The organism is Ralstonia sp. 1B3, from assembly GCF_036631435.1.
Map to the genome: position 1 here is coordinate 48,363 of NZ_JAPNUG010000007.1, position 19,744 is coordinate 68,106.

12 protein-coding genes and 4 pseudogenes are annotated in these 19,744 nt (G+C 65.6%); 8 read left to right on the forward strand and 8 right to left on the reverse strand.

Annotation, left to right across the window (positions count from 1 at the left end):
• Nucleotides 1-3: 3 nt before the first annotated feature.
• The 4 genes from OWR21_RS01745 to OWR21_RS01760 all read right to left on the reverse strand — a co-directional run bounded on the left by OWR21_RS01745 (nucleotide 4) and on the right by OWR21_RS01760 (nucleotide 3,392).
• Nucleotides 4-1,050, reverse strand: a complete 1,047-nt coding sequence (locus OWR21_RS01745; RefSeq protein ID WP_147218238.1) for a threonine aldolase family protein — start codon at nucleotides 1,048-1,050, stop codon at nucleotides 4-6.
• 40 nt (nucleotides 1,051-1,090) lie between these two features.
• A complete protein-coding gene (locus OWR21_RS01750; protein ID WP_147218136.1) occupies nucleotides 1,091-1,279 on the reverse strand; it encodes a 4-oxalocrotonate tautomerase in 189 nt (62 codons plus the stop codon).
• A gap of 37 nt (nucleotides 1,280-1,316) precedes the next feature.
• Nucleotides 1,317-2,102: a class II aldolase/adducin family protein gene (locus tag OWR21_RS01755; protein WP_316901934.1), complete on the reverse strand. Its 786-nt coding sequence runs from the start codon at nucleotides 2,100-2,102 to the stop codon at nucleotides 1,317-1,319.
• 75 nt (nucleotides 2,103-2,177) lie between these two features.
• Complete coding sequence (locus OWR21_RS01760) at nucleotides 2,178-3,392, reverse strand: YbfB/YjiJ family MFS transporter (protein WP_332394457.1); 1,215 nt, start codon at nucleotides 3,390-3,392, stop codon at nucleotides 2,178-2,180.
• Nucleotides 3,393-3,494: 102 nt separating this feature from the next.
• Here OWR21_RS01760 and OWR21_RS01765 point away from each other — a divergent pair, with 102 nt between their 5' ends.
• Nucleotides 3,495-4,403 carry a LysR family transcriptional regulator gene (locus OWR21_RS01765; protein ID WP_332394458.1) on the forward strand — a complete coding sequence of 303 codons (909 nt, stop codon included), beginning with the start codon at nucleotides 3,495-3,497 and terminating at the stop codon, nucleotides 4,401-4,403.
• Nucleotides 4,404-4,448: 45 nt separating this feature from the next.
• Here the strand turns inward: OWR21_RS01765 and OWR21_RS01770 are convergent.
• The 4 pseudogenes from OWR21_RS01770 to alaS all read right to left on the reverse strand — a co-directional run bounded on the left by OWR21_RS01770 (nucleotide 4,449) and on the right by alaS (nucleotide 12,086).
• A pseudogene (locus tag OWR21_RS01770) lies at nucleotides 4,449-6,553 on the reverse strand (TonB-dependent siderophore receptor).
• A gap of 222 nt (nucleotides 6,554-6,775) precedes the next feature.
• Nucleotides 6,776-7,833: pseudogene (locus tag OWR21_RS01775) on the reverse strand (purine-nucleoside phosphorylase).
• Nucleotides 7,830-8,944: pseudogene (locus OWR21_RS01780) on the reverse strand (purine-nucleoside phosphorylase). The pseudogenes OWR21_RS01775 and OWR21_RS01780 overlap by 4 nt, the downstream one beginning before the upstream one ends.
• A gap of 504 nt (nucleotides 8,945-9,448) precedes the next feature.
• A pseudogene (alaS, locus tag OWR21_RS01785) lies at nucleotides 9,449-12,086 on the reverse strand (alanine--tRNA ligase).
• A gap of 207 nt (nucleotides 12,087-12,293) precedes the next feature.
• Here alaS and OWR21_RS01790 point away from each other — a divergent pair.
• The 7 genes from OWR21_RS01790 to glnS form a co-directional block, all read left to right on the forward strand.
• On the forward strand, nucleotides 12,294-13,514 hold the full coding sequence (locus OWR21_RS01790) for a CaiB/BaiF CoA transferase family protein (protein WP_332394459.1): 1,221 nt from the start codon (nucleotides 12,294-12,296) through the stop codon (nucleotides 13,512-13,514).
• 45 nt (nucleotides 13,515-13,559) lie between these two features.
• Nucleotides 13,560-14,012: a DUF2214 family protein gene (locus OWR21_RS01795; RefSeq protein ID WP_332394460.1), complete on the forward strand. Its 453-nt coding sequence runs from the start codon at nucleotides 13,560-13,562 to the stop codon at nucleotides 14,010-14,012.
• A gap of 289 nt (nucleotides 14,013-14,301) precedes the next feature.
• A complete protein-coding gene (locus OWR21_RS01800) occupies nucleotides 14,302-14,724 on the forward strand; it encodes a tripartite tricarboxylate transporter TctB family protein (RefSeq protein WP_261797246.1) in 423 nt (140 codons plus the stop codon).
• A 19-nt stretch (nucleotides 14,725-14,743) separates the two neighbouring features.
• The gene (locus tag OWR21_RS01805) at nucleotides 14,744-16,240 is read left to right on the forward strand and encodes a tripartite tricarboxylate transporter permease (protein WP_442968588.1); all 1,497 of its coding nucleotides are present in this window, start codon (nucleotides 14,744-14,746) and stop codon (nucleotides 16,238-16,240) included.
• 197 nt (nucleotides 16,241-16,437) lie between these two features.
• On the forward strand, nucleotides 16,438-17,436 hold the full coding sequence (locus OWR21_RS01810) for a lipase family alpha/beta hydrolase (protein ID WP_102064761.1): 999 nt from the start codon (nucleotides 16,438-16,440) through the stop codon (nucleotides 17,434-17,436).
• A gap of 37 nt (nucleotides 17,437-17,473) precedes the next feature.
• A complete protein-coding gene (locus tag OWR21_RS01815; RefSeq protein WP_332394461.1) occupies nucleotides 17,474-18,523 on the forward strand; it encodes a lipase secretion chaperone in 1,050 nt (349 codons plus the stop codon).
• 62 nt (nucleotides 18,524-18,585) lie between these two features.
• On the forward strand, nucleotides 18,586-19,744 hold a 1,159-nt coding region (gene glnS, locus OWR21_RS01820), incomplete at its 3' end, for a glutamine--tRNA ligase (RefSeq protein WP_332394462.1).

A 19,744-nucleotide genomic window follows, 5' to 3' on the forward strand; every position in this document is an offset into this window, starting at 1 on the left:
CAATCAGATCGATTGAACGGCCTGCGCGCAGGCTGCGCGAATATCGGCGGCGAAGGCTTCCACCGTCTCGGGCTGCACGTCCCACGAGCACATCAGGCGGCAACCGCCCGCACCAATGAACGTGTAGAAGCGCCAGCCGCGCGCGCGCAGCGTCTCGATGGCGGGCAGCGGCAGCTCGGCGAACACGGCGTTCGATTCGGTCGGGAACATGATGCGCACGCCCGGCACGTCGGCAATGCGCGCGTGCAGCAGCTGCGCCATCGCGTTGCCGTGACGCGCGTTGCGCAGCCACACATCGTTCTCGAGCAGACCCAGCCACGGCGCCGAGATGAAGCGCATCTTCGATGCAAGCTGCCCGGCCTGCTTCACGCGATAGGCGAAGTCCTCGGCCAGGCGGCGGTCGAAGAAGACCACGGCCTCGCCGACCGGCAGACCGTTCTTCGTGCCGCCAAAGCACAGCACATCCACGCCGGCGCGCCAGGTGATCTCCGACGGATGCACGCCCAGCGACGCCACCGCATTCGCAAAACGCGCGCCGTCCATGTGCACCCGCAACTGCCGACGCTTGGCAATCGCGGCAATCGCGCGCACCTCGTCGACGGTGTAGACGGTGCCGACTTCCGTCGACTGCGTCAGCGAAACCACCTTCGGCTTCGGGTAGTGGATATCGGAGCGCCGCGTGACGAGCGCTTCGACCGCATCCGGCGTCAGCTTGCCGTTTTCGCCTTTGGCGGTCAGCAGCTTGGAGCCGTTGGAGAAAAACTCCGGGCCGCCGCATTCGTCGGTTTCGATGTGCGCCAGCTCGTGGCAGATCACGGAGTGATACGACTGGCACAGCGACGACAGCGCCAGCGAATTGGCCGCCGTGCCGTTGAAGACAAAGAAGACTTCGCAGTCGGTCTCGAACAGGTCGCGGATGCGGTCGCACACGCGCTGCGTCCAGGAATCGTCGCCATAGGCCGGCTCATGGCCGCTGCCGTTGGCCTCCAGGAAATACTTCAGCGACTCCGGGCAGAAGCCCGCGTAGTTGTCTGAGGCGAAATGCTGCATGGGCTGCATGGCGGACCGGCAAATGAGAGTGGAGGACGGGTTACTTCTGTTCGGACCACAGCACGCCGCCGGTGGCCCAGTTTTCGCGCTTGATGTCGGTGATGATGATGTCGACGGCAGCCGGCGCGCAGCCGAGCGATTCGCACGTGACGCGCGTCACTTCTTCGACGAGCTTCCTCTTCTGCTCAACGCTGCGGCCCTCGAACATCTCGATATGGAAAGTCGGCATGGTGTCTCCTGTTTAGTGGGTCGCTTTGACAGTCGCGTCAGTCACGATATGAAGCGTCGATTTTATCCAGTTTGCGCAGCAGCGCCGGCCACTCGATCACGCCTTCGATGGCGCCGCCATCTTCGAGCTGCTCTGCCGCGCGGTCTGCCACTTCCGGCGCGGGCGAGACGACCTCGCCGCCGGCAAGCGCCTGAATCTGGATCTCGCATGCCTTGATGAGCGTGGCCATCAGCACGTGTGCCTCGGCCACGGTCCGGCCGATGGTGAGTGTGCCGTGATTGCGCAGCAGCATGGCGAAATGATGGCCGAGCGACGCGGTCAGCCGCGCGCCCTCTTCCGGCGTAAAGGCAAGTCCTTCGTAATCGTGATAGGCGATGCGCCGGTGAAACCGCAGCGCATGCTGAGACAGCGGCAGCAGCCCGTGCTTCTGCGCGGACACGGCAATGCCCGCCGTGTTATGCAGATGGATCACACACTGCGCGTCGGGCCGCGCGGCATGCACGGCAGCGTGCAACGCAAAACCCGTCACGTTGACGGACGGACGCGCCGCTGCATCGGGCCAATCGCCGACGAGTTGGCCGCGGCCATTGATCTTGACCAGGTTGGATGCGGTGATCTCGTCGAACGCGAGGCCGAACGCGTTGATCAGGAAGTGATCGGGCTCGCCCGGCACGGTGGCCGACAGATGGGTGTAGACAAGGTCGTCCCAACCGTTGAGCGCGGCCAGTCGGTACGCGGCCGCAAGGTCGACCCGCACGGCGCGCTCGGCCTGGCTGATCTCGCCGCCGGGCACAACGGCATCGGGGCGCAAGGCAAAAGACATGAGGCTCCTCCAATGGAGGAGGCATTCTAGAACGGGCGCGTCGACCGCGTGGTGGGCGCCTTCACATGCCGCGCATCACGCACGCGCGGGCGACGCGCGCCTGACCGCAACGAAGATCATCACGCCCGCCACCAGCGACACCGCCGCTACCGCCAGCGATGCATTGAAGCCGCCCGTGGCGGCAAACAGGCGGTTTGCCAGCGGCGGCCCTGCGATCTGGCCGATGCCATACGCGGCCGTCATCAAGCCCATCAGACGGGGCGCGGCATGCGGCCACAGCCGGCGCGCCTCGCGCATGGCGAATAGCGTGATCGCGGTGAACGGCAGGCCGAGCAGCGTGCTGGACAGCGCCAACCCGGCCACCGTGGGCCACACGATGCTGATCGCCACGGCCACCGCTTGCATTGCGTATGCCGTGGCGAGCAGCGAGCGGTTGTCGCGCGCCAAACTGATCCGGGTCGATAGGAACGCGCCGAGGGCGACGCCCGCACCAAACATCGGCCAAAACAGATCTGGCCAGACGGAACCCGCGGGCAGCACCTTGCGGGCGATCACCGGAAGAAACGTGGCGGTGATGATGTAACCGAAGCCCGCCAGCCCGTAGGCAATCGTGAGCGCGCTGGTGGGCGCATCCAGGCCGGGTGCCGTGCCGGAAGCTGCCGGCGCCGGAGCAGCATGCGCGTGGGTTTCCGGCCGGATGGTCGACCACACCGCCGCAGAGAGCAGCGCTGAGAGCACGCCAAACGCCAGCCATGCCGACGTGGCGTGCCAACCCAGCGCCACCATGCCGCTGGCCGCCAGCCCCGGAATGGCGATGCCCAAGCCGGGCCCGCAGAAGATGATGCCGCCAAGCGCCGCATGCCCAAGCTCGGTCAGCCGATGCAGGCACCAGCCGGCCGTAAAGACGAACACGAGCGCGCTGGCCATGCCTGCCGCAAAGCGCAGCAGAAGCCACGCCGGCTGCCCTTGCAGCACGCCCATTCCGGCCGTCAGCAGCACCGTCGCAACCAGGCCGGTGCGGATAAGCCGCGCCGCGTCGCCACGCACCGCCATGCAGGCCAGCGCGCCCACGAAATAACCAAGGTAATTGCCGGTGGCCAGCCAGCTGCCCTGCGCCAGCGTCAGGCTGCCGTCGTGCAGCATCATCGGCAGGATCGGCGTGAAGGCGAAGCGGCCGATGCCCATTGCCACCGACAGCGCGACCATGCCCGCAATCGCCACGCGCCAGGCGGTGGCCCGCTGGGAATGCGCGGCGGACACGGCGGAGGTGGACGACAGGATGTGCTCCATGGAAAGGCCTGGATGAGGAAATCGGCACTTCATCGTACGCAAGGCCGCTCATCCTGAAAAATGAATTATATTGAACAAACCCATTAGCATTTGAGATACATCATGGATCTGTCCTCGCTCGAGATCTTCCGGACGGTCGTGCGCGAAGGCGGTGTCACCCGGGCGGCGCAGCAGCTCAATCGCGTGCAGTCGAATGTGACGACCCGCATCCGCCAGTTGGAGACTTCGCTCGGCGTGCAGCTGTTTGTGCGCGAAAGCAAGCGCATGGTGCTGACGCCGGCCGGGCAGACCCTGCTGACCTACGCCGACGACATCCTCCGCCTGGCCGCCGAAGCGCGCCAGGCCGTGCAGCCGCGCGAGCCACACGGGCGCCTGCGGATTGCCTCGATGGAAAGCACGGCGGCCAGCCGCCTGCCGGCCCTGCTCGCCACCCTGCATCAACGCTGGCCGCGTGTGCAACTTGAACTGGTGACGATGACCACGCGCCAGTCCCTTCAGGCGTTGTCGAACTTTGAAGTCGATTGCGCGTTCGTTGCCGAAACCGCGTGCCTGAACAACACGCGCGCCGCCATGACGACGCTGCCGGCCTTTGCGGAAGAGCTGGTACTGATTGCACACCGCGCCCATCCGCCCATCCGTCGAGCTTCGGATGTGCAGACCACGGGCCTGCTCGCATTCGAACCCGGCTGCGCCTATCGGCAGCTGATCGAAGACTGGTTTTCAGCAGACAGTGTGGTGCCGTCGCGGGTGTTGGAGCTTGGCTCGTACCACGCCATCATCGCGTGCGCGGCGGCCGGGATTGGCGTGGCGCTGGTGCCGCGCTCGGTGCTCGAGCTGTATACGAATGCGCCGGAAATCAGCATCCACTCGCTCGGCAAGCCGGGCCGTGTCGACACGCTGCTTGCTTGGCACCGCGACATGGCTGGCCCCGCCCTGCAGGCGCTGGTGCAACTGCTGAGCGAGCCGCAGCCGACGGTAAAGGCCTCCGCGCGCGAAGCCGTTGCAGCCTGATGGGAAAGCAGAGATCGAGACTGCACCGCCCTCAGCGGACCGATCTCACAGATCGATCTTCATGCCCAGCTTGAAGAGCCGCGGCGCCCCCATCGACAGACGATTGTTGCCGGCGCCCGCCCAGTAGCGCTTGTCGGTCAGGTTGTCGACATTGAATTGCAGCGTCGCCCGCTTGCCGGAGATGCGCGTCACGTAGCGCACGCCGGCGCTGAAGAGCGTCGTGCCGCCCAGCTCTGCCTGGTTGGCGTCGTTCACGGGGCGCGGGCCGAGGTAGTACGCGCCCGCGTTGAACGAGACAGAACGCAGCATCGGCAATGTGTATTCGGCAAAAACGCTGGCGGTGCTGCGCGGCGTGTTCTCCGGTGTTTTTCCGTCGAGACCGTTGCCGACACCGCGGAACTTCGCGTCCGTCCAGCCGGCCGAGGCCAGCAGCGCCAAGTCCTTGGTGACGCGGCCCTGCGCGGTCAGCTCGATACCCCGAATCCGCTCGCGGCCGTCCTGCACGAAGATGTTCGCGTCGTTGGTGTAGCTCGCCGCACGGTCGATGTCGTACACGGCGGCGGCGAGTTGTGTGCCGGCCGGCGTTTCGTAGCGCACGCCCACTTCCTTCTGCTCGGACAGCGCAGGCGGCATGGCCACGTTGGCGTTGGCGGCCGTGTTCGAGCCCGCGCGCCGGCTTCCAAGCCCTGCGCGTACGACGCATACGCCGACAGCGCCGGCGTGAACTTGTAGATGACAGCCCCAGCGGCGTGGTCTTGCTGGCCTCGTAGCGGTTGGGCGCCTGCTCGCTGGTGTAGCGCGTGTAGCGCAGGCCGGCAATGACTTGCCAGTGCTCCGACAACGTCATGCGATCCAGCGCGTAGACACCCGTGTCCACGGCGCGCTGCTCGGCCGTAAAGCCGGTGCCGGTGGTCGGCAGCCAGCCGAGGTCGACGGTGTTGTACAGATTCTGCGTGCCGGAAAAGCGGTCGGAGTACACGGCCGCCTGGCGCATGTCGGAACGCGCAATGCCGAAGGTCAGGTCGTGCGTGATCCAAGCCGTCTTCTCGGTGCCGGAAACGTCGGCTCGCACGTGGCTGGTGTTCCAGCGACCGTTCTGGCGCTGGCCGGACAGCGTGCCGGCGCCCGTCAGCGCGTTGGTCAGCTTGAATTCTGAGAACGCCCGCGTGCGCGCCGTCTCCGACAAGCCGCCTTCCACCGTCAGCAGCCACGCATCGGCGAGCGCGTAATCGGCACGCAGCAGCGCGTTGGTGTTGTTGCCATCAAAGTCGGCCCAGCCCGGCGCAATGCGTTTGCTCGGATCGGGCATGGCCGGCAACGTGATGACGCCGTTTTTGGCGGCGGGTAGCGTCACCACCGACTGCTCGGTGATGACCTTGCGCGAATATTCCACGTCGGCCTTCAGGCTCAGGCGGCTGTTGATCTTCCAGTCGAAGGCCACGGCGGCAAGCTGCCGCGTGCCGTCAATGCCGCTGGTAGGCGACTGCAACGAGCCGCCCGCCGCGTTGAAGCGAATGCCGTACTGATTGTCTTCACCGAAGCGCCGGCCGACGTCGAGCGTGCCGACAGCGGTGCCGTTGCTGTCGAACTGCATGCCAAGCGTCGTCACCGGCGTGTTGCCCGCCCGCTTGGTCACGAGATTCACCACACCGCCCGGCGTCGTGTAGCCGTAATACAGCGCCGACACGCCTTTGAGCACCTCCACGCGTTCCTTGTCTTCCAGCGGGATCGCCGTGAGTGCTGCCATCGGCATCGAACCGTTGAAGCGGAAATTGGTCCGGTTCTCCAGCGTCACGCCCCGGATGGCGAGGTTGTCGAACGTTTCCCCGACAGCTGCTGGCGCGTCACGCCCGCCGTATTGCGCAGCGCGTCGTACAGCGACGTGTCTTGCTGCGCGTCGAGCGCCTCGCGCGTGACCACGTTCACGGTGGCAGGAATGTCGCGCAACGCCATGCCGCGGAACGCCCCGACCTGCGCCGTGCTGGCTGCAAAGCCCCGCTGGCTGCCTGCCGTGACGGTCGTCTCGTTGAGGTCGACCGTCGCGCTGCCTGCGGCCGGCTGGCCTGCTTCGGCATGCGCCAATGTGGAAACGGCAAGAGGAATGGCGGCGAGCGCGCAGCAAAAGCGCGGGCCGTGAGATGACGGTTCATCGCAGGCAACAGGGTCGATCAGGATTGGCGAAACCGGACGCGCGGCAATGCGCTGAGAGAAGAAAAACGCGCCGCAAAACATCACGCGGCGCGTCGATCTGTTGGCTGGCAGGTGGAAACCCGCTGGCTCGCCCGGCTGGAGCGATGGTCAGCGGGTGGGCATTCGCCCGTGGCCTTCCATCAAATGAGAATGATTCGCATTATATAGATTGAAATGTGATGTCAGCAACTGTTAATTCGCCGGCACCCCTGCTTCCACTGGGGCCAGTGCTGCACGATGTCGTCCAGCAACGGCTTGGCCGCATTGACGAGATTGTGCGTGGCCGGCACGAAACCACCCTGCTGCGCATAGTTGATGAGCCCGTCGGAGGCAGTCTGGCCGTCATACGGCCGGTCGAAGTCGGACCCGGCGCGCAGCAATGCCACACGGCTGAAGTCGACCTTGCCGGCACGGGCGCCGCGCGTCAGGACTTCCAGCGTGGCGTTGTCTTCCTGCGCCGTCGTGCAGTAGGTGCCCTTGTTGTCGGTCATCGTCTTCACCCAGTCACGCGCCCGCTGGCCGAGGTTGCGGCCCGCCCACCATGTGTCGGCGGAAGCCACGTCGCACTGGATGACAGCGGGTGGCTGATTGGCCGGCGCATATGCGTAGTTCTTGCGGAATGCGATGGCCTCGGGGCTGTCTTCCAGCGTCGCGGATTTCGACAGCGTGTACGCCTTCTGCAGCAGCGTCTCGTTGAGCTGGAACACCTCGGTGCGGTAGTCCATCGGCGGCTTCTGGCCGGGGCCCTTGGTGCCGATGCCGAAGTAGCCGTACGGCCAGCCGGCCGGCATCTCGCGCGCATCGATCTCGTGCGACAGGCCGTAATCAACCGCATACCGCGCCCACGCCGCAGAGCCTACCGTCCCCTGCCCCGGATCGATGCCCGCAATGCCGGCAATCACAAAATACGTGTGCGAGAGGTCCAGCTTGCTGCGATAGAGCAACGCGGAAATCGTCGACGCGGCATTGGCGTAGCCCATGCCCGTGGTGACCTGACAGATGCCGTCGTAGTTGCATAGCATGTTCGGCGCATCGGGCGACAGGCCGGAGATATAGACCTTCTCCTTCAGGTCGTAGCGGTCGATAAAGGTTGGGCTTCGCCCTGGAACATGTTGATGACGATGACCTTCACTCCGTCATACGCGCAGCTGTTCAAGGTCAGCGCTGCGGCACCGACGGCGCAGAGCTTCGCGATCGTACGCAAACGCGGCATGGGCATCTTGAGTCGGGAATCGATCATGGCGAGGGCACTCCGTGTTTCCACACGCTCCAGCGCGTGACGATCTCGTTGACCAGCGGACCGCCCGCCAGGTACAGGTTGTTGAGCGACGGCACGAACCCGCCCGAGTTGCTGTTGACCAGCGAGTCGTACGGCGTCTGCCCCGGATACGGCCGATCGAAGTTGGACGCGGTGCGCAGCACGGCCACGCGTTGCAGATCGAGCAGGCCCGCCTTCGCACCGCGTGTGAGCGCCTCGAACGTGGCGTTGTCTTCCTGCTGCGTGGTGCAGTAGGTGCCCTGCCCGTCCGTCAGCAGCTTGACCCACGCAGCTTCACGCTCGCCCAGCTTGGCGCCGTGCCAGTACGTGTTGCCGGCAGCGGTGTCGCATTGCACGACAGAGGGCGGCTGGTTGGCCGGTGCGCTCGGGTAGTTGGCGCGATAGGCCCGCGCGGTGGCGTTGTCGTCCAGCACCGCGCCCTTGGACAGGGCCAGCGCCTTCTGCAGCAGCGCCTCGTTCACGCGAAAGACTTCGGTCTTGTAATCCAGCGGCGGCTTCTGCCCGGGGCCTTGCGTGTTGATGCCGATGAAACCGTTCGGCCAGCTGGCGGGCACCTCGCGCGCGTCGATCTCCCACGCGATGTCGCTGTCGACCAGGAAGCGCGCCCACGCGGCGCTGCCGAGCGTGCCCTGCGACGGATCGATCCCCGCAATGCCCGCCACGAGGAAATACGTGCGCTGCAGATCGAACTTGCCGCTGTAGATCAGCGCCGACACCGACGACGCAGCATTCGCCTTGCCCATGCCGGTGGTGAGCTGGCAGACGTCGCTGGCGTTGCAATGCACGTTCGGATAGTCGATGGACAGGCCCGGCACCGGCACGTCCTGCGTGAGGCCGAGCTTGTCGATCCAGGCTGCGCCTCGGGCGCGAACATGCTGATGATCAGCACCTTGACCTTGCGCGCGTGCGACTCCGGCGCAAGTTGCGCACCCGGCTGCGTCGATGCGCCAACGCCTGCCGCCAGCAACGCACCAACCGCGACGGCACGCGCCAATCGTTTGCCTTTGCGCCCGAGCAGCCGGTGCGGCGGCTGCGGCGGCGGGGCGTCGACCTTCTCAGATAGGACGCTCATGGTTCTCCTCGGATTTTGGGGATAGGGATGGGATCAACCCGCGCTGTGGGGAACAGCGCGCGCCACCGATGCAAGTTGCCTGCCAGGCGGCACACAATCTCTACGCAATCGGCAACGTGTTCCGGTATAGGCCATGGCGGCGCCTGTCTCCAGCTGGGCACCGTTCCGGAGCTTGTTCTTACGGCGCAGACAAGCCCCACAGCGGGGCGCGCCTTGCCCTGAAATTCAGGCTACCGCCCTACGGAAATCCGTTGATGCGTTGCGCAAATGGTTCCGCGTCACGCCGATCGCCGGTGCCTTGCGACCCAGCACCGTCCGCCACGACCCGGGGAAGCAGGCCGAGGCCACTACGTTCGGCATCTTTGAGGGCGTGGCGGCGGATAAGCGCCTGCGCATCTTCCCGCTGGAAACCACACCCCCTCGCCGATCGCCCAAAACAAAACGGCGCGCGCCCCGTTGCCGGGAACGCGCGCCGTTCAGCGCATGCGGTGCGAAGGCGTTACATCAGACCTTCTGCTGGACCCACGCTGCCACACCGGCCAGCGCCTGCGGCAGGTTGTCCGGCTCCGTGCCGCCAGCCTGTGCCATGTCCGGGCGGCCGCCGCCCTTGCCGCCGACCTGCTGGGCGACAAAGTTGACCAGCTCGCCGGCCTTGACCTTGGCCGTGGCGTCGGCCGTCACGCCGGCAATCAGCGCGACCTTGCCGTCGCTCACGCTGCCCAGCACGATGGCCGCGGTCTGCAGCTTGTCCTTGAGCTTGTCCATGGTCTCGCGCAGCGTCTTGGCATCGGCGCCGTCCAGCTTGGCAGCCAGCACCTTGATGCCGGCCACGTCCACGGCCTGGCTCACGAGTTCGTCGCCCTGGCTTGCGGCCAGCTTCGACTTCAGGCGTTCCAGTTCCTTCTCGAGCGTCTTGACCTGGTCCTGCACCTGCACGATGCGCTGCGTCAGTTCCGACGGCTGCGCACGCAGCGCGGCGGCCGCTTCGTTGATGCGCGTATCCAGCGTCTGCAGGTAGTGCAGCACGTTGTCACCGGTGATGGCTTCCACACGGCGGATGCCCGCTGCCACGCCCGACTCGCTCACGATCTTGAACAGGCCGATGTCGCCCGTGCGCGCCACGTGCGTGCCGCCACACAGTTCCTTCGACGAACCGATCGACAGCACGCGCACTTCGTCGCCGTACTTCTCGCCGAAGAGCGCCATCGCGCCATTCTTGACCGCGTCGTCAAAGCCCATCAGCTGCGCGCTGGTGGCAGCGTTGGCAAAAATTTCTGCGTTGACGCGCGCTTCCACTTCGCGAATCTGCAGCGGCGTCATCGGTGCGTTGTGCGAGAAGTCGAAGCGCGTCTTTTCCGCATCGACCAGCGAGCCCTTCTGCTGCACGTGGCTGCCCAGCACTTCGCGCAGCGCCTTGTGCATCAGGTGCGTTGCCGAGTGGTTGCGCATGGTGCGCGCGCGGCGCACTGCGTCCACTTCCGCCGCCACGGCATCGCCAACCTTCAGCACGCCGGTGCGCAGCTCGCCGTGGTGACCGAACACTTCCGGCTGCACCTTCAGCGTGTCGACCACGTCAAACCAGACGGTCGCGGCCTTCAGCGTGCCCTGGTCGCCAACCTGGCCGCCCGATTCCGCATAGAAGGGTGTGGTCCAGCACCACCACGCCGGTCTGGCCCGGATGCATTTCCTGCACCGATGCTCCATCCACAAACAGCGCCGTCACCCGCGCGGTTTCGCGCACGAGCTGCTCGTAGCCGTGGAAGGTGGTCTTGTCGCCGGTGTAGTCGAGCGTGCCGGCGGCCATCTTGAACTTGCCGGCGGCGCGTGCCTGTTCGCGCTGGCGAGTCATGGCGGCATCAAAGGCTGCTTCGTCGACGATCACGTCGTTCTCCCGGCAGACGTCTTGCGTCAGGTCCAGCGGGAAACCGTAGGTGTCGTGCAGCTTGAAGGCCAGTTCGCCGTCGAGCATCTTGGCGCCCGAGGTCTTCAGCTCGCCCAGCGCGGCGTCGAGAATCGACATGCCGTGCTCGATGGTCTCGAAGAAGCGGGCTTCTTCCGTACGCAGCACTTCGACCACGCGGTCGCGCGCCTCGCGCAGTTCCGGATAGGCTTCGCCCATCTGCGCGACGAGGTCGTCCACGAGCTTGTGGAAGAACGCTGCGCGGCAGCCGAGCTTGTAACCGTGGCGGATGGCGCGGCGGATGATCCGGCGCAGCACGTAGCCGCGGCCTTCATTGCCCGGGATCACGCCGTCGACGATCAGGAACGAGCATGCGCGGATGTGGTCGGCAATCACGCGCAGCGAGTTGTTGGCCAGATCCTTGGTGTTGGTCTCGCGCGCGGCGGCGGCGATGAGCGCCTGGAACAGGTCGATCTCGTAGTTGCTGTGCACGTGCTGCAGGATCGCAGCCAGACGCTCCATGCCCATGCCGGTGTCGACGCACGGTGCGGGCAGCGGGGTCAGCGTGTATTCGCCGGTCGCCGGATCGAGCTGGCGATCGAACTGCATGAACACGTTGTTCCAGATTTCGATGTAGCGGTCACCGTCGGCTTCCGGGCTTCCCGGGGCCGCCCCACACGTCCGGGCCGTGGTCGTAGAAGATTTCCGAGCACGGGCCGCACGGGCCGGTTTCGGCCATCTGCCAGAAATTGTCGGAGGCATACGGCGCGCCCTTGTTGTCGCCGATGCGTACGACGCGCTCGGGCGGCAGGCCGATGACCTTGGTCCAGATGTCGTAGGCCTCGTCGTCGGTCTGGTAGACGGTGGCCCACAGCTTCTCGGCCGGCAGCTTGTATTCCTGCGTCAGCAGCTCCACGCCCACACGAGTGCGTCGCGCTTGAAGTAGTCGCCGAACGACCAGTTGCCGAGCATTTCGAAGAAGGTGTGGTGACGCGCGGTGTAGCCGACGTTTTCCAGGTCGTTGTGCTTGCCACCGGCGCGCAGGCAGCGCTGCACGGAGGCCGCGCGCACGTACGGGCGCTTGTCGGTACCGAGGAAGACGTCCTTGAACTGCACCATGCCGGAGTTGGTGAACAGCAGCGTCGGGTCGTTGCCCGGCACCAGCGGCGAGGAGCGCACCACGGTGTGGCCCTTCGTCTCGAAGAACGTCAGGAATTTTTGGCGGATATCGGAGGCTTTCATGTCGCGGGGTGCCGGAGTCAGCATTGCGCCTTGGAGCATCCCGCTCCTGAGCGCCTTGGATTAGTGCAAACCGTTGATTATACGGGGTTCGCGCCCGGGTCGCGTCCATTCTGCGCCGCATTTTCCCCGGTCGGTCGCATGGGCCTGGGGCCTCGCCGGGGCGTGGTGTAGAGTGCACCCGTTCCAATCGTGCCGATTTGTCAATCCATGGGCGCTCTGAGCCATCTTCGTGTTCTCGACCTGACCCGCGTGCTTGCCGGCCCCTGGTGCGCGCAAAACCTCGCCGATTTTGGCGCCGACGTCATCAAGGTGGAGCGCCCCGGCGCCGGCGACGACACCCGCACCTGGGGCCCGCCCTGGCTCAAGGACGAAGCCGGCCAGGACACCGCCGAAGCTGCGTACTACCTGGCTGCCAACCGCAACAAGCGCTCCATCACCGTCGACATCAGCACGCCCGAGGGCCAGGACATCGTCCGCAAGCTTGCCGCGCATGCCGACGTGGTGCTCGAGAACTACAAGGTCGGCCAGCTCAAGAAATACGGGCTCGACTACGCATCGCTCAAGGCCGTCAAGCCGGACCTCGTCTACTGCTCCATCACGGGCTTCGGCCAGACCGGCCCTTACGCCGCGCGCGCCGGCTACGACTTCATCGTGCAAGGCATGGGCGGCTTCATGAGCCTGACCGGCGAGCGCGACGACCTGCCCGGCGGCGGCCCGCAGAAGGCCGGCGTGGCCATTTCGGATTTGATGACCGGCATGTACGCCACCGTGGCCGTGCTGGCCGCTCTTGCCCATCGGGACCGCACCGGCGAGGGCCAGTACATCGACATGGCGCTGCTCGACGTGCAGGTCGCCATGCTGGCCAACATGAACACCAACTACCTCGCCAGCAGCCAAGCGCCCAAGCGCTGGGGCAACGCGCATCCAAACATCGTGCCGTATCAGACGTTCCAGGCAGCAAACGGCTGGATCATCGTGGCGGTCGGCAACGACGGCCAGTTCCGGCGTTTTGTGGATGCAGGCGGCATGCCCGAACTGGCCGACGACCCGCGCTTTGCCACCAACCCGCAGCGCGTGGCCAACCGCGACGTGCTGGTGCCGATCCTGGCCGAGATGGTCAAGCGCCTGAGCAAAGGCGAATGGATCGACAAGCTCGAAGCCGCCGGCGTGCCGTGCGGCCCGATCAACTCGCTCGACGAGGTGTTCGACAACGAGCAGGTGCAGGCGCGCGGCCTGCGCGTCGATCTTCCTCATCCGAGCGCCGGCACCGTCAAGCTGGTCGGCAGCCCCGTCAAGATGAGCGCCACGCCGCCCAAGGCCGCAAGCCATCCGCCGCTGCTGGGCGAACACACCGAGGCCGTGCTGCGCGACGTGCTGAACCTGAACACGGAGCAGATCGAAACGCTGCGCACGCGCGGCGTGATCTGAGCCCGGCAATTTACGCTAACCCTTTCCTACCCTGACGAGGTCAACATGTGGCTTGATGCGTTGCTGGCTTCCCTGCATTACATCTCGATCTTCACGCTGATCGTCTTCATCACCGCCGAAGCCGTTGTACTGCGGCCCGACATGACGCCCGAGATCCGCAAGCGCCTGGCGCGCTATGACGCCGTGTACGGCGCCGCGGCGGTGGCGGTGGTCGTCACCGGCGTGCTCCGCGTCGTCTACGGAGCGAAGGGCTACGCCTTCTACGTTCACAACCCGGTATTCCACCTCAAGGTTGGCCTGTTCATCCTCGTGGGTCTGATGTCGATCGTTCCGACCATCAACATCCTGCGCTGGAAGAAGCAAGGCAAGACTCTGCCCGACTTCGTGCCAACGCCGTCGGAAATTGCCAAGACGCGCCGCTGGGTCATGATCGAATCGCACCTGATCATCTTCATTCCACTGGCGGCCGTGCTGATGGCGCGCGGTATCGGCATGTGATTGCAGGGGGCCAGGCAATCGTGTTCTGCGGCCCCGAATTTTCTCAGCGCAGCCCTAGGGACAAACCCTGAATCGTTTGCCCAGGCGCCGCGCGGGGCCATGACAAGGCCCGCCCCTCCGCAAGGTGCTTGAAAGCCGGTCTGCTTAGCGTGCAAACTTGGTCGCCTTACAAGGCACAGGCGGCCTGCCACACCCGGCGCGGCACGCCACCCCGAGGAGACCAGACTTGCAGAACGATCCACAAGGTCGTCCGGTGATCCGCAGTCACCAGGACTTTGCATCCGGCATCATGTTCATCGTCGCCGGCGCCGCGTTTGCCATTCTGGCGCGCAGCTACCGCATGGGCACGGCCGGCAGCATGGGCCCGGGCTATTTCCCGTTCTGGCTGGGCGTGGTGCTCGTGCTGCTGGGCGTGGTGGTGCTCGTGCAATCGCTGTCGCGCAAAGGCGTGATCGATCGCATTCCGCGCTGGGACGTCAAGACGCTGCTGTGGATTCTCGGCTCCGTGGTGCTGTTCGGGCTGTTGCTGCAACCGCTTGGGCTCGTCTTATCGATTGTGGTGCTCGTGCTGGTCTCCAGCATGGCGAGCCACGAATTCACCCTCAAGGGCGCCGCCGGCACTGCCCTCGCCATGGTCGTGATGAGCCTCGCGGCCTTCGTCTACGGGCTCAAGCTGCAGTTTCCGGTGTGGCCGGCCTTCATCGGCAATTGAGCGAGAGGCACACGACACCATGGACCTCTTCGCCAATCTCGCGCTCGGTTTCTCCACCGCGCTCTCCATCCAGAACCTGATCTACGCGTTCATCGGCTGCGTGCTCGGTACGTTGATCGGCGTACTGCCCGGCCTGGGCCCCATCGCGACGATTGCGATGCTGCTGCCGGCCACGTACGCGCTGCCGCCGGTGGCCGCGCTCATCATGCTGGCCGGCATTTACTACGGCGCGCAGTACGGCGGCTCCACCACGGCCATCCTCGTCAACCTGCCCGGCGAATCGTCATCGGTAGTGACCACCATCGACGGCTACCAGATGGCGCGGACGCGCGGGCGTGGCGCTGGCAACAGCCGGCCTGGGCTCGTTCTTCGCGGGCTGCGTGGCCACGCTGGTGCTGGCGGCATTTGCCACGCCGCTGTCCGAATTCGCGTTCAACTTCGGGCCGGCGGAATACTTTTCGCTCATGGTGCTGGGGCTGATCGGCGCGGTCGTGCTGGCGTCGGCTCGCTCGTCAAGGCGATTGCGATGATCGTGCTGGGCCTGCTGCTCGGCCTCGTCGGCACCGATGTGAACTCGGGCACCGCGCGGTATTCGTTTGACGTGCCGGAGCTGGCCGACGGGCTGAACTTCGTGTCGGTGGCGATGGGCGTGTTCGGCTTTGCCGAGATCATCGCCAACCTCGAACAGAAGGAACACCGCGAAACCTTCGTCGAGCACGTCCGCAACCTGTGGCCCAGCCGCGAAGACTTCAAGCGGATGATCCCGGCGGTGCTGCGCGGCACGGCGCTCGGCTCGGTGCTGGGCATCCTCCCGGGCGGCGGCGCGACGCTGGCGTCGTTCGCGTCGTACTCGCTGGAAAAGAAGACCTCGAAGTATTCGAGCGAATTCGGCAAGGGCGCCATCGAGGGCGTGGCCGGCCCCGAATCGGCCAACAACGCCGCGGCGCAGACGTCGTTCATTCCGCTGCTCACGCTCGGCATTCCGCCCAACGCCGTGATGGCGCTGATGGTCGGCGCGATGACGATCCACAATATCCAGCCCGGCCCGCAGGTGATGACGAGCAACCCCGCGCTGTTCTGGGGCCTCATCGCCTCGATGTGGATCGGCAACCTGATGCTGATCGTGCTGAACCTGCCAATGATCGGTGTGTGGGTGCGCCTGCTGAAAGTGCCGTATCGCTTCCTGTATCCGGCCATCCTGGTGTTTTGCTGCATCGGCGTGTATTCGGTGTCGAACACCACGTTTGACATCTTCCAGACGGCGCTCTTCGGCTTGATCGGCTACATGTTCGTCAAGTTGCGCTGCGAACCGGCGCCCATGCTGCTCGGCTTCGTGCTCGGGCCGATGATGGAAGAGAACTTCCGCCGCGCGCTGCTGCTCTCGCGCGGGGATTTCTCTACGTTTGTGACGCGGCCGCTGTCGCTGGGGCTGCTCATTGCGGCAGGCATCCTGGTCTTGTTGGTGGCGCTGCCCGCCATCAACAGAAAACGCGAGGAAGCGTTTCAAGAGGAATAGGAATAAGAACGGCGACGTTGCTGCATCGCACCCTACTCAACCGGAGGCTCGCCCTCCGGTTTTTGTTTGCGCACGCGGCAGCGCAGCATTAGAGCCAAACCTCCACTTCAGTTGACGTCGGACACGGCGCTTCGGATAACGGAGGGCGATCGGCCCAAAGAGGTCGACCACCTATCCAATGTCCAGGAGACAACCGAATGTCACAGACTTCCCTGCTCCATGCTGTGTATGGATCAGTGCGCGGCTTCCTGCGCACGCACGCTGCAGCCGCCGTTTTGGCCACATCCGCCCTCACCCTGGGTACCGCCGCACCGGCGCAGGCCGCCGGCACCTATGCCGCAACCAAGTACCCGATCGTTCTGGTGCATGGCCTGTCCGGCACCAGCAAGTTCCTCGGCGTGGTCGACTACTGGTATCAGATTCCCGAAGACCTGCGTGCCAATGGCGCCAACGTCTACGTGGCCGACGTGTCAGCCTTCAACGATGAAACCGTGCGCGGCGAACAGCTCGTCAGTCAGATCCGCAGCGTGCTCGCCACCACGGGCGCGGCCAAGGTCAACCTGATCGGGCACAGCCAGGGCGGGCTGACGTCGCGCTACGCCGCGGCCGTCGTGCCGAACCTCGTGGCCTCCGTCACCACCATCGGCACGCCCCACAAGGGTTCGGAGTTTGCGGACTTTGTGGAATCCACACCCGCGCCGTTCCAGGCGCTCGTGAACCTCGGCGCCGATGTATTCGGCTCGGTGCTGGGCTGGTTCAACGGCAACAGCAATCCGCAGAATGGCTTTGCGGCACTGCATATCCTGTCGACGTCGGGCGCGGCCGATTTCAACAAGGCGTTCCCCAGCGCGGGCCTCGCCGGCGGATGCAACACCGGCAGCGCCACCGACGTGCGCAACGGCAACGTGCAGAAGCTGTATTCGTGGACGGGCCGTTCCACCGCCACCAACGTGCTCGACCTGTTTGATCCGGTGCTGGTTTTCAGCGGCGGGGTCATGCAGGCGCGCGGCTCGGGAACCAACGACGGGCTCGTCTCCGTGTGCAGCGCGAAGTTTGGGCAGGTCTTGTCGACCGATTACGCGTGGAATCACCTGGATGAGGTCAACCAGCTGCTCGGCCTGATCGGCTGGGGCGCGGCCGATCCGGTTGCGGTGATCCGCACGCAAGCCAATCGACTGAAGACGGCCGGTCTCTGACCATCCGGCCATTCGACCACCCAAGGCATTCGCCACCATGAAGCCCCAATCGCCCTCGATACAGCCCATGACGTTTGTTGTCGCCGTGCTGGTGGCGGTGTCGATGGCGGGCGGGGTCTATTGGTGGCATGCATCGGACGCGCCTGACGCGCCCATGGCGCAGCCTCAGGCGGCCAAGGGCGCCTTCATCGGCAGTGTCGGCGCCGAACCTTCGGCACAGGCCGCGCCTGCACCGGAGCTGGCCGATACACAGGCGCCGGACGGCCTGCATGTGGATGCGCACGGCCACCTCATCGTCGAAGCCGCCAATCGCGCGGTGTTCGACTACTTCCTCGACGTGCCCGCCTCGCTGCCCGAGGCGCAGCGTGCGTCGATGGCCGAGGCCCATCTGCGCGCCAAGTTGGTCACGCCGGCGCTGGCGGAGGCGCAATCGCTGCTGCAGCACTACCTGGCCTATCGCAAGGCAGCGGCTCAAAGCGGCGCCAGCGGCCGCAACAAGCCGAGCCTCGAACAGGTCCAGCAGCGCCCGGAGTTGATCGCCACGCTGCGCCAGCAGTTGAGCGACCGCACCGCGCTGCGCCGCCAATACCTTGGCGCAGACGTCGCCCAAGCCTGGTACGGCGATGACGACGCGATGGACGCCGCCGCGCTCGACCGCCTCGCCGTGATGGCCGACCCGTCGCTCACGCCGGAACAGCGCGCGGCCAGGATCGCCGCCATCGACGCCAATCTCCCGCCATCGGTACAGCAGGCGCGCCGCGACGCCTCCGCCCCACTCAAGCTCGCCAGCGACATGGAAACATGGACCAAGCAGGGCATGAGCGAAGCCGAGATGCGCCAGCGCCTGTCCGCCCGCGGCGTGGACAGCCTCGTCGCCGACCGCCTGATCCAGGGCAACCGCGAAGAAGCCGACTGGCGCAACCGCTACGACGCCTACACCCGTGAACGCGATCGCATCAACGCCTTTGCCGGCCTGTCGGAGGCCGATCGGGCAGCCCAAATCGCGCAACTGCGTCAGCAGACCTTCACCGCCTCGAATGAGCTGTTGCGCGCACAGGCGCTCGACGGCCTGGCCCAGCGCAAATAGCGTCCGGGGGCGTAAACCGCCCGGCACGGTAAAATCGCGGGATTGCCGAATCACGCACTCCCATGAGCCAAGACAACGCCAACGCCAACGGGTCGACTGCCGCCGCCCCCACGTCCAACTTCCTGCGCCAGATCATTGACGGCGACCTCACGCAAGGCACCTACGCCAATCGCAAGGACGCCACCGGCCAACCGATCCCGCCGGTGGTCACACGCTTCCCGCCGGAGCCCAACGGCTACCTGCACATCGGCCACGCCAAGAGCATCTGGGTGAACTTCGGCATGGCCCGCGATTACAACGGCCGCTGCCACCTGCGCTTTGACGACACGAACCCCGTCAAGGAAGACACCGAATACGTCGATTCCATCATCGACGCGGTGCACTGGCTCGGCTATTCATGGAGCGACGCCGGCGGCGAACATCTCTACTACGCCAGCGACTACTTCGAGCAGCTCTACGGCTTTGCCGAGGTGCTCATCCAGCGCGGCGTGGCCTACGTCGACAGCCAGAGCGCCGAGCAGATCGCCGCCAACCGTGGCGATTTCACCAAGCCGGGCACGCCGTCGCCGTTCCGTGACCGCTCGGTCGACGAGAACCTCGCGCTGTTCCGCGACATGCGCGCCGGCAAGTACAAGGACGGCGAGCACGTGCTGCGCGCCAAGATCGACATGGCCGCGCCGAACATCGTGATGCGCGACCCGGTGCTGTACCGCATCCGCCATGCGCATCACCATCGCACCGGCGACGCATGGTGCATCTACCCGATGTACGACTTCACGCATTGCATTTCCGATGCGCTGGAGAACATCACGCATTCGCTCTGCACGCTGGAGTTCGAGAACAACCGCCCGCTGTACGACTGGGTGCTCGACCACCTGCGCGACGCCGGCGTGCTGTCTGCACCCCTGCCGCATCAATACGAGTTCGCACGTCTGCACCTGACCTACGCCATCACCAGCAAGCGCAAGCTGCTGCAACTGGTGACGGAAAAGCGCGTCGACGGCTGGGACGACCCGCGCATGCCGACGCTCGTTGGCATCCGCCGCCGCGGCTATACGCCGGAATCGATCCAGCTCTTCTGCGAACGCGTGGGCGTGTCGAAGGCCGACAGCTGGATCGACATGAGCATCCTGGAAGGCGCCGTGCGCGACGACCTCGATGCGCGTGCGCCGCGCTCGGTGGCCGTGCTGGACCCGGTCAAGCTCGTCCTCGACAACGTGC

Bases quoted from the DNA above. Each gene is read 5' to 3' on its own strand.
- OWR21_RS01745 (WP_147218238.1), bottom strand. From the start codon at position 1,050: ATGCAGCATTTCGCCTCAGACAACTACGCGGGCTTCTGCCCGGAGTCG.
- OWR21_RS01750 (WP_147218136.1), bottom strand. From the start codon at position 1,279: ATGCCGACTTTCCATATCGAGATGTTCGAGGGCCGCAGCGTTGAGCAG.
- OWR21_RS01755 (WP_316901934.1), bottom strand. From the start codon at position 2,102: ATGTCTTTTGCCTTGCGCCCCGATGCCGTTGTGCCCGGCGGCGAGATC.
- OWR21_RS01760 (WP_332394457.1), bottom strand. From the start codon at position 3,392: ATGGAGCACATCCTGTCGTCCACCTCCGCCGTGTCCGCCGCGCATTCC.
- OWR21_RS01765 (WP_332394458.1), top strand. From the start codon at position 3,495: ATGGATCTGTCCTCGCTCGAGATCTTCCGGACGGTCGTGCGCGAAGGC.
- OWR21_RS01790 (WP_332394459.1), top strand. From the start codon at position 12,294: ATGGGCGCTCTGAGCCATCTTCGTGTTCTCGACCTGACCCGCGTGCTT.
- OWR21_RS01795 (WP_332394460.1), top strand. From the start codon at position 13,560: ATGTGGCTTGATGCGTTGCTGGCTTCCCTGCATTACATCTCGATCTTC.
- OWR21_RS01800 (WP_261797246.1), top strand. From the start codon at position 14,302: ATGTTCATCGTCGCCGGCGCCGCGTTTGCCATTCTGGCGCGCAGCTAC.
- OWR21_RS01805 (WP_442968588.1), top strand. From the start codon at position 14,744: ATGGACCTCTTCGCCAATCTCGCGCTCGGTTTCTCCACCGCGCTCTCC.
- OWR21_RS01810 (WP_102064761.1), top strand. From the start codon at position 16,438: ATGTCACAGACTTCCCTGCTCCATGCTGTGTATGGATCAGTGCGCGGC.
- OWR21_RS01815 (WP_332394461.1), top strand. From the start codon at position 17,474: ATGAAGCCCCAATCGCCCTCGATACAGCCCATGACGTTTGTTGTCGCC.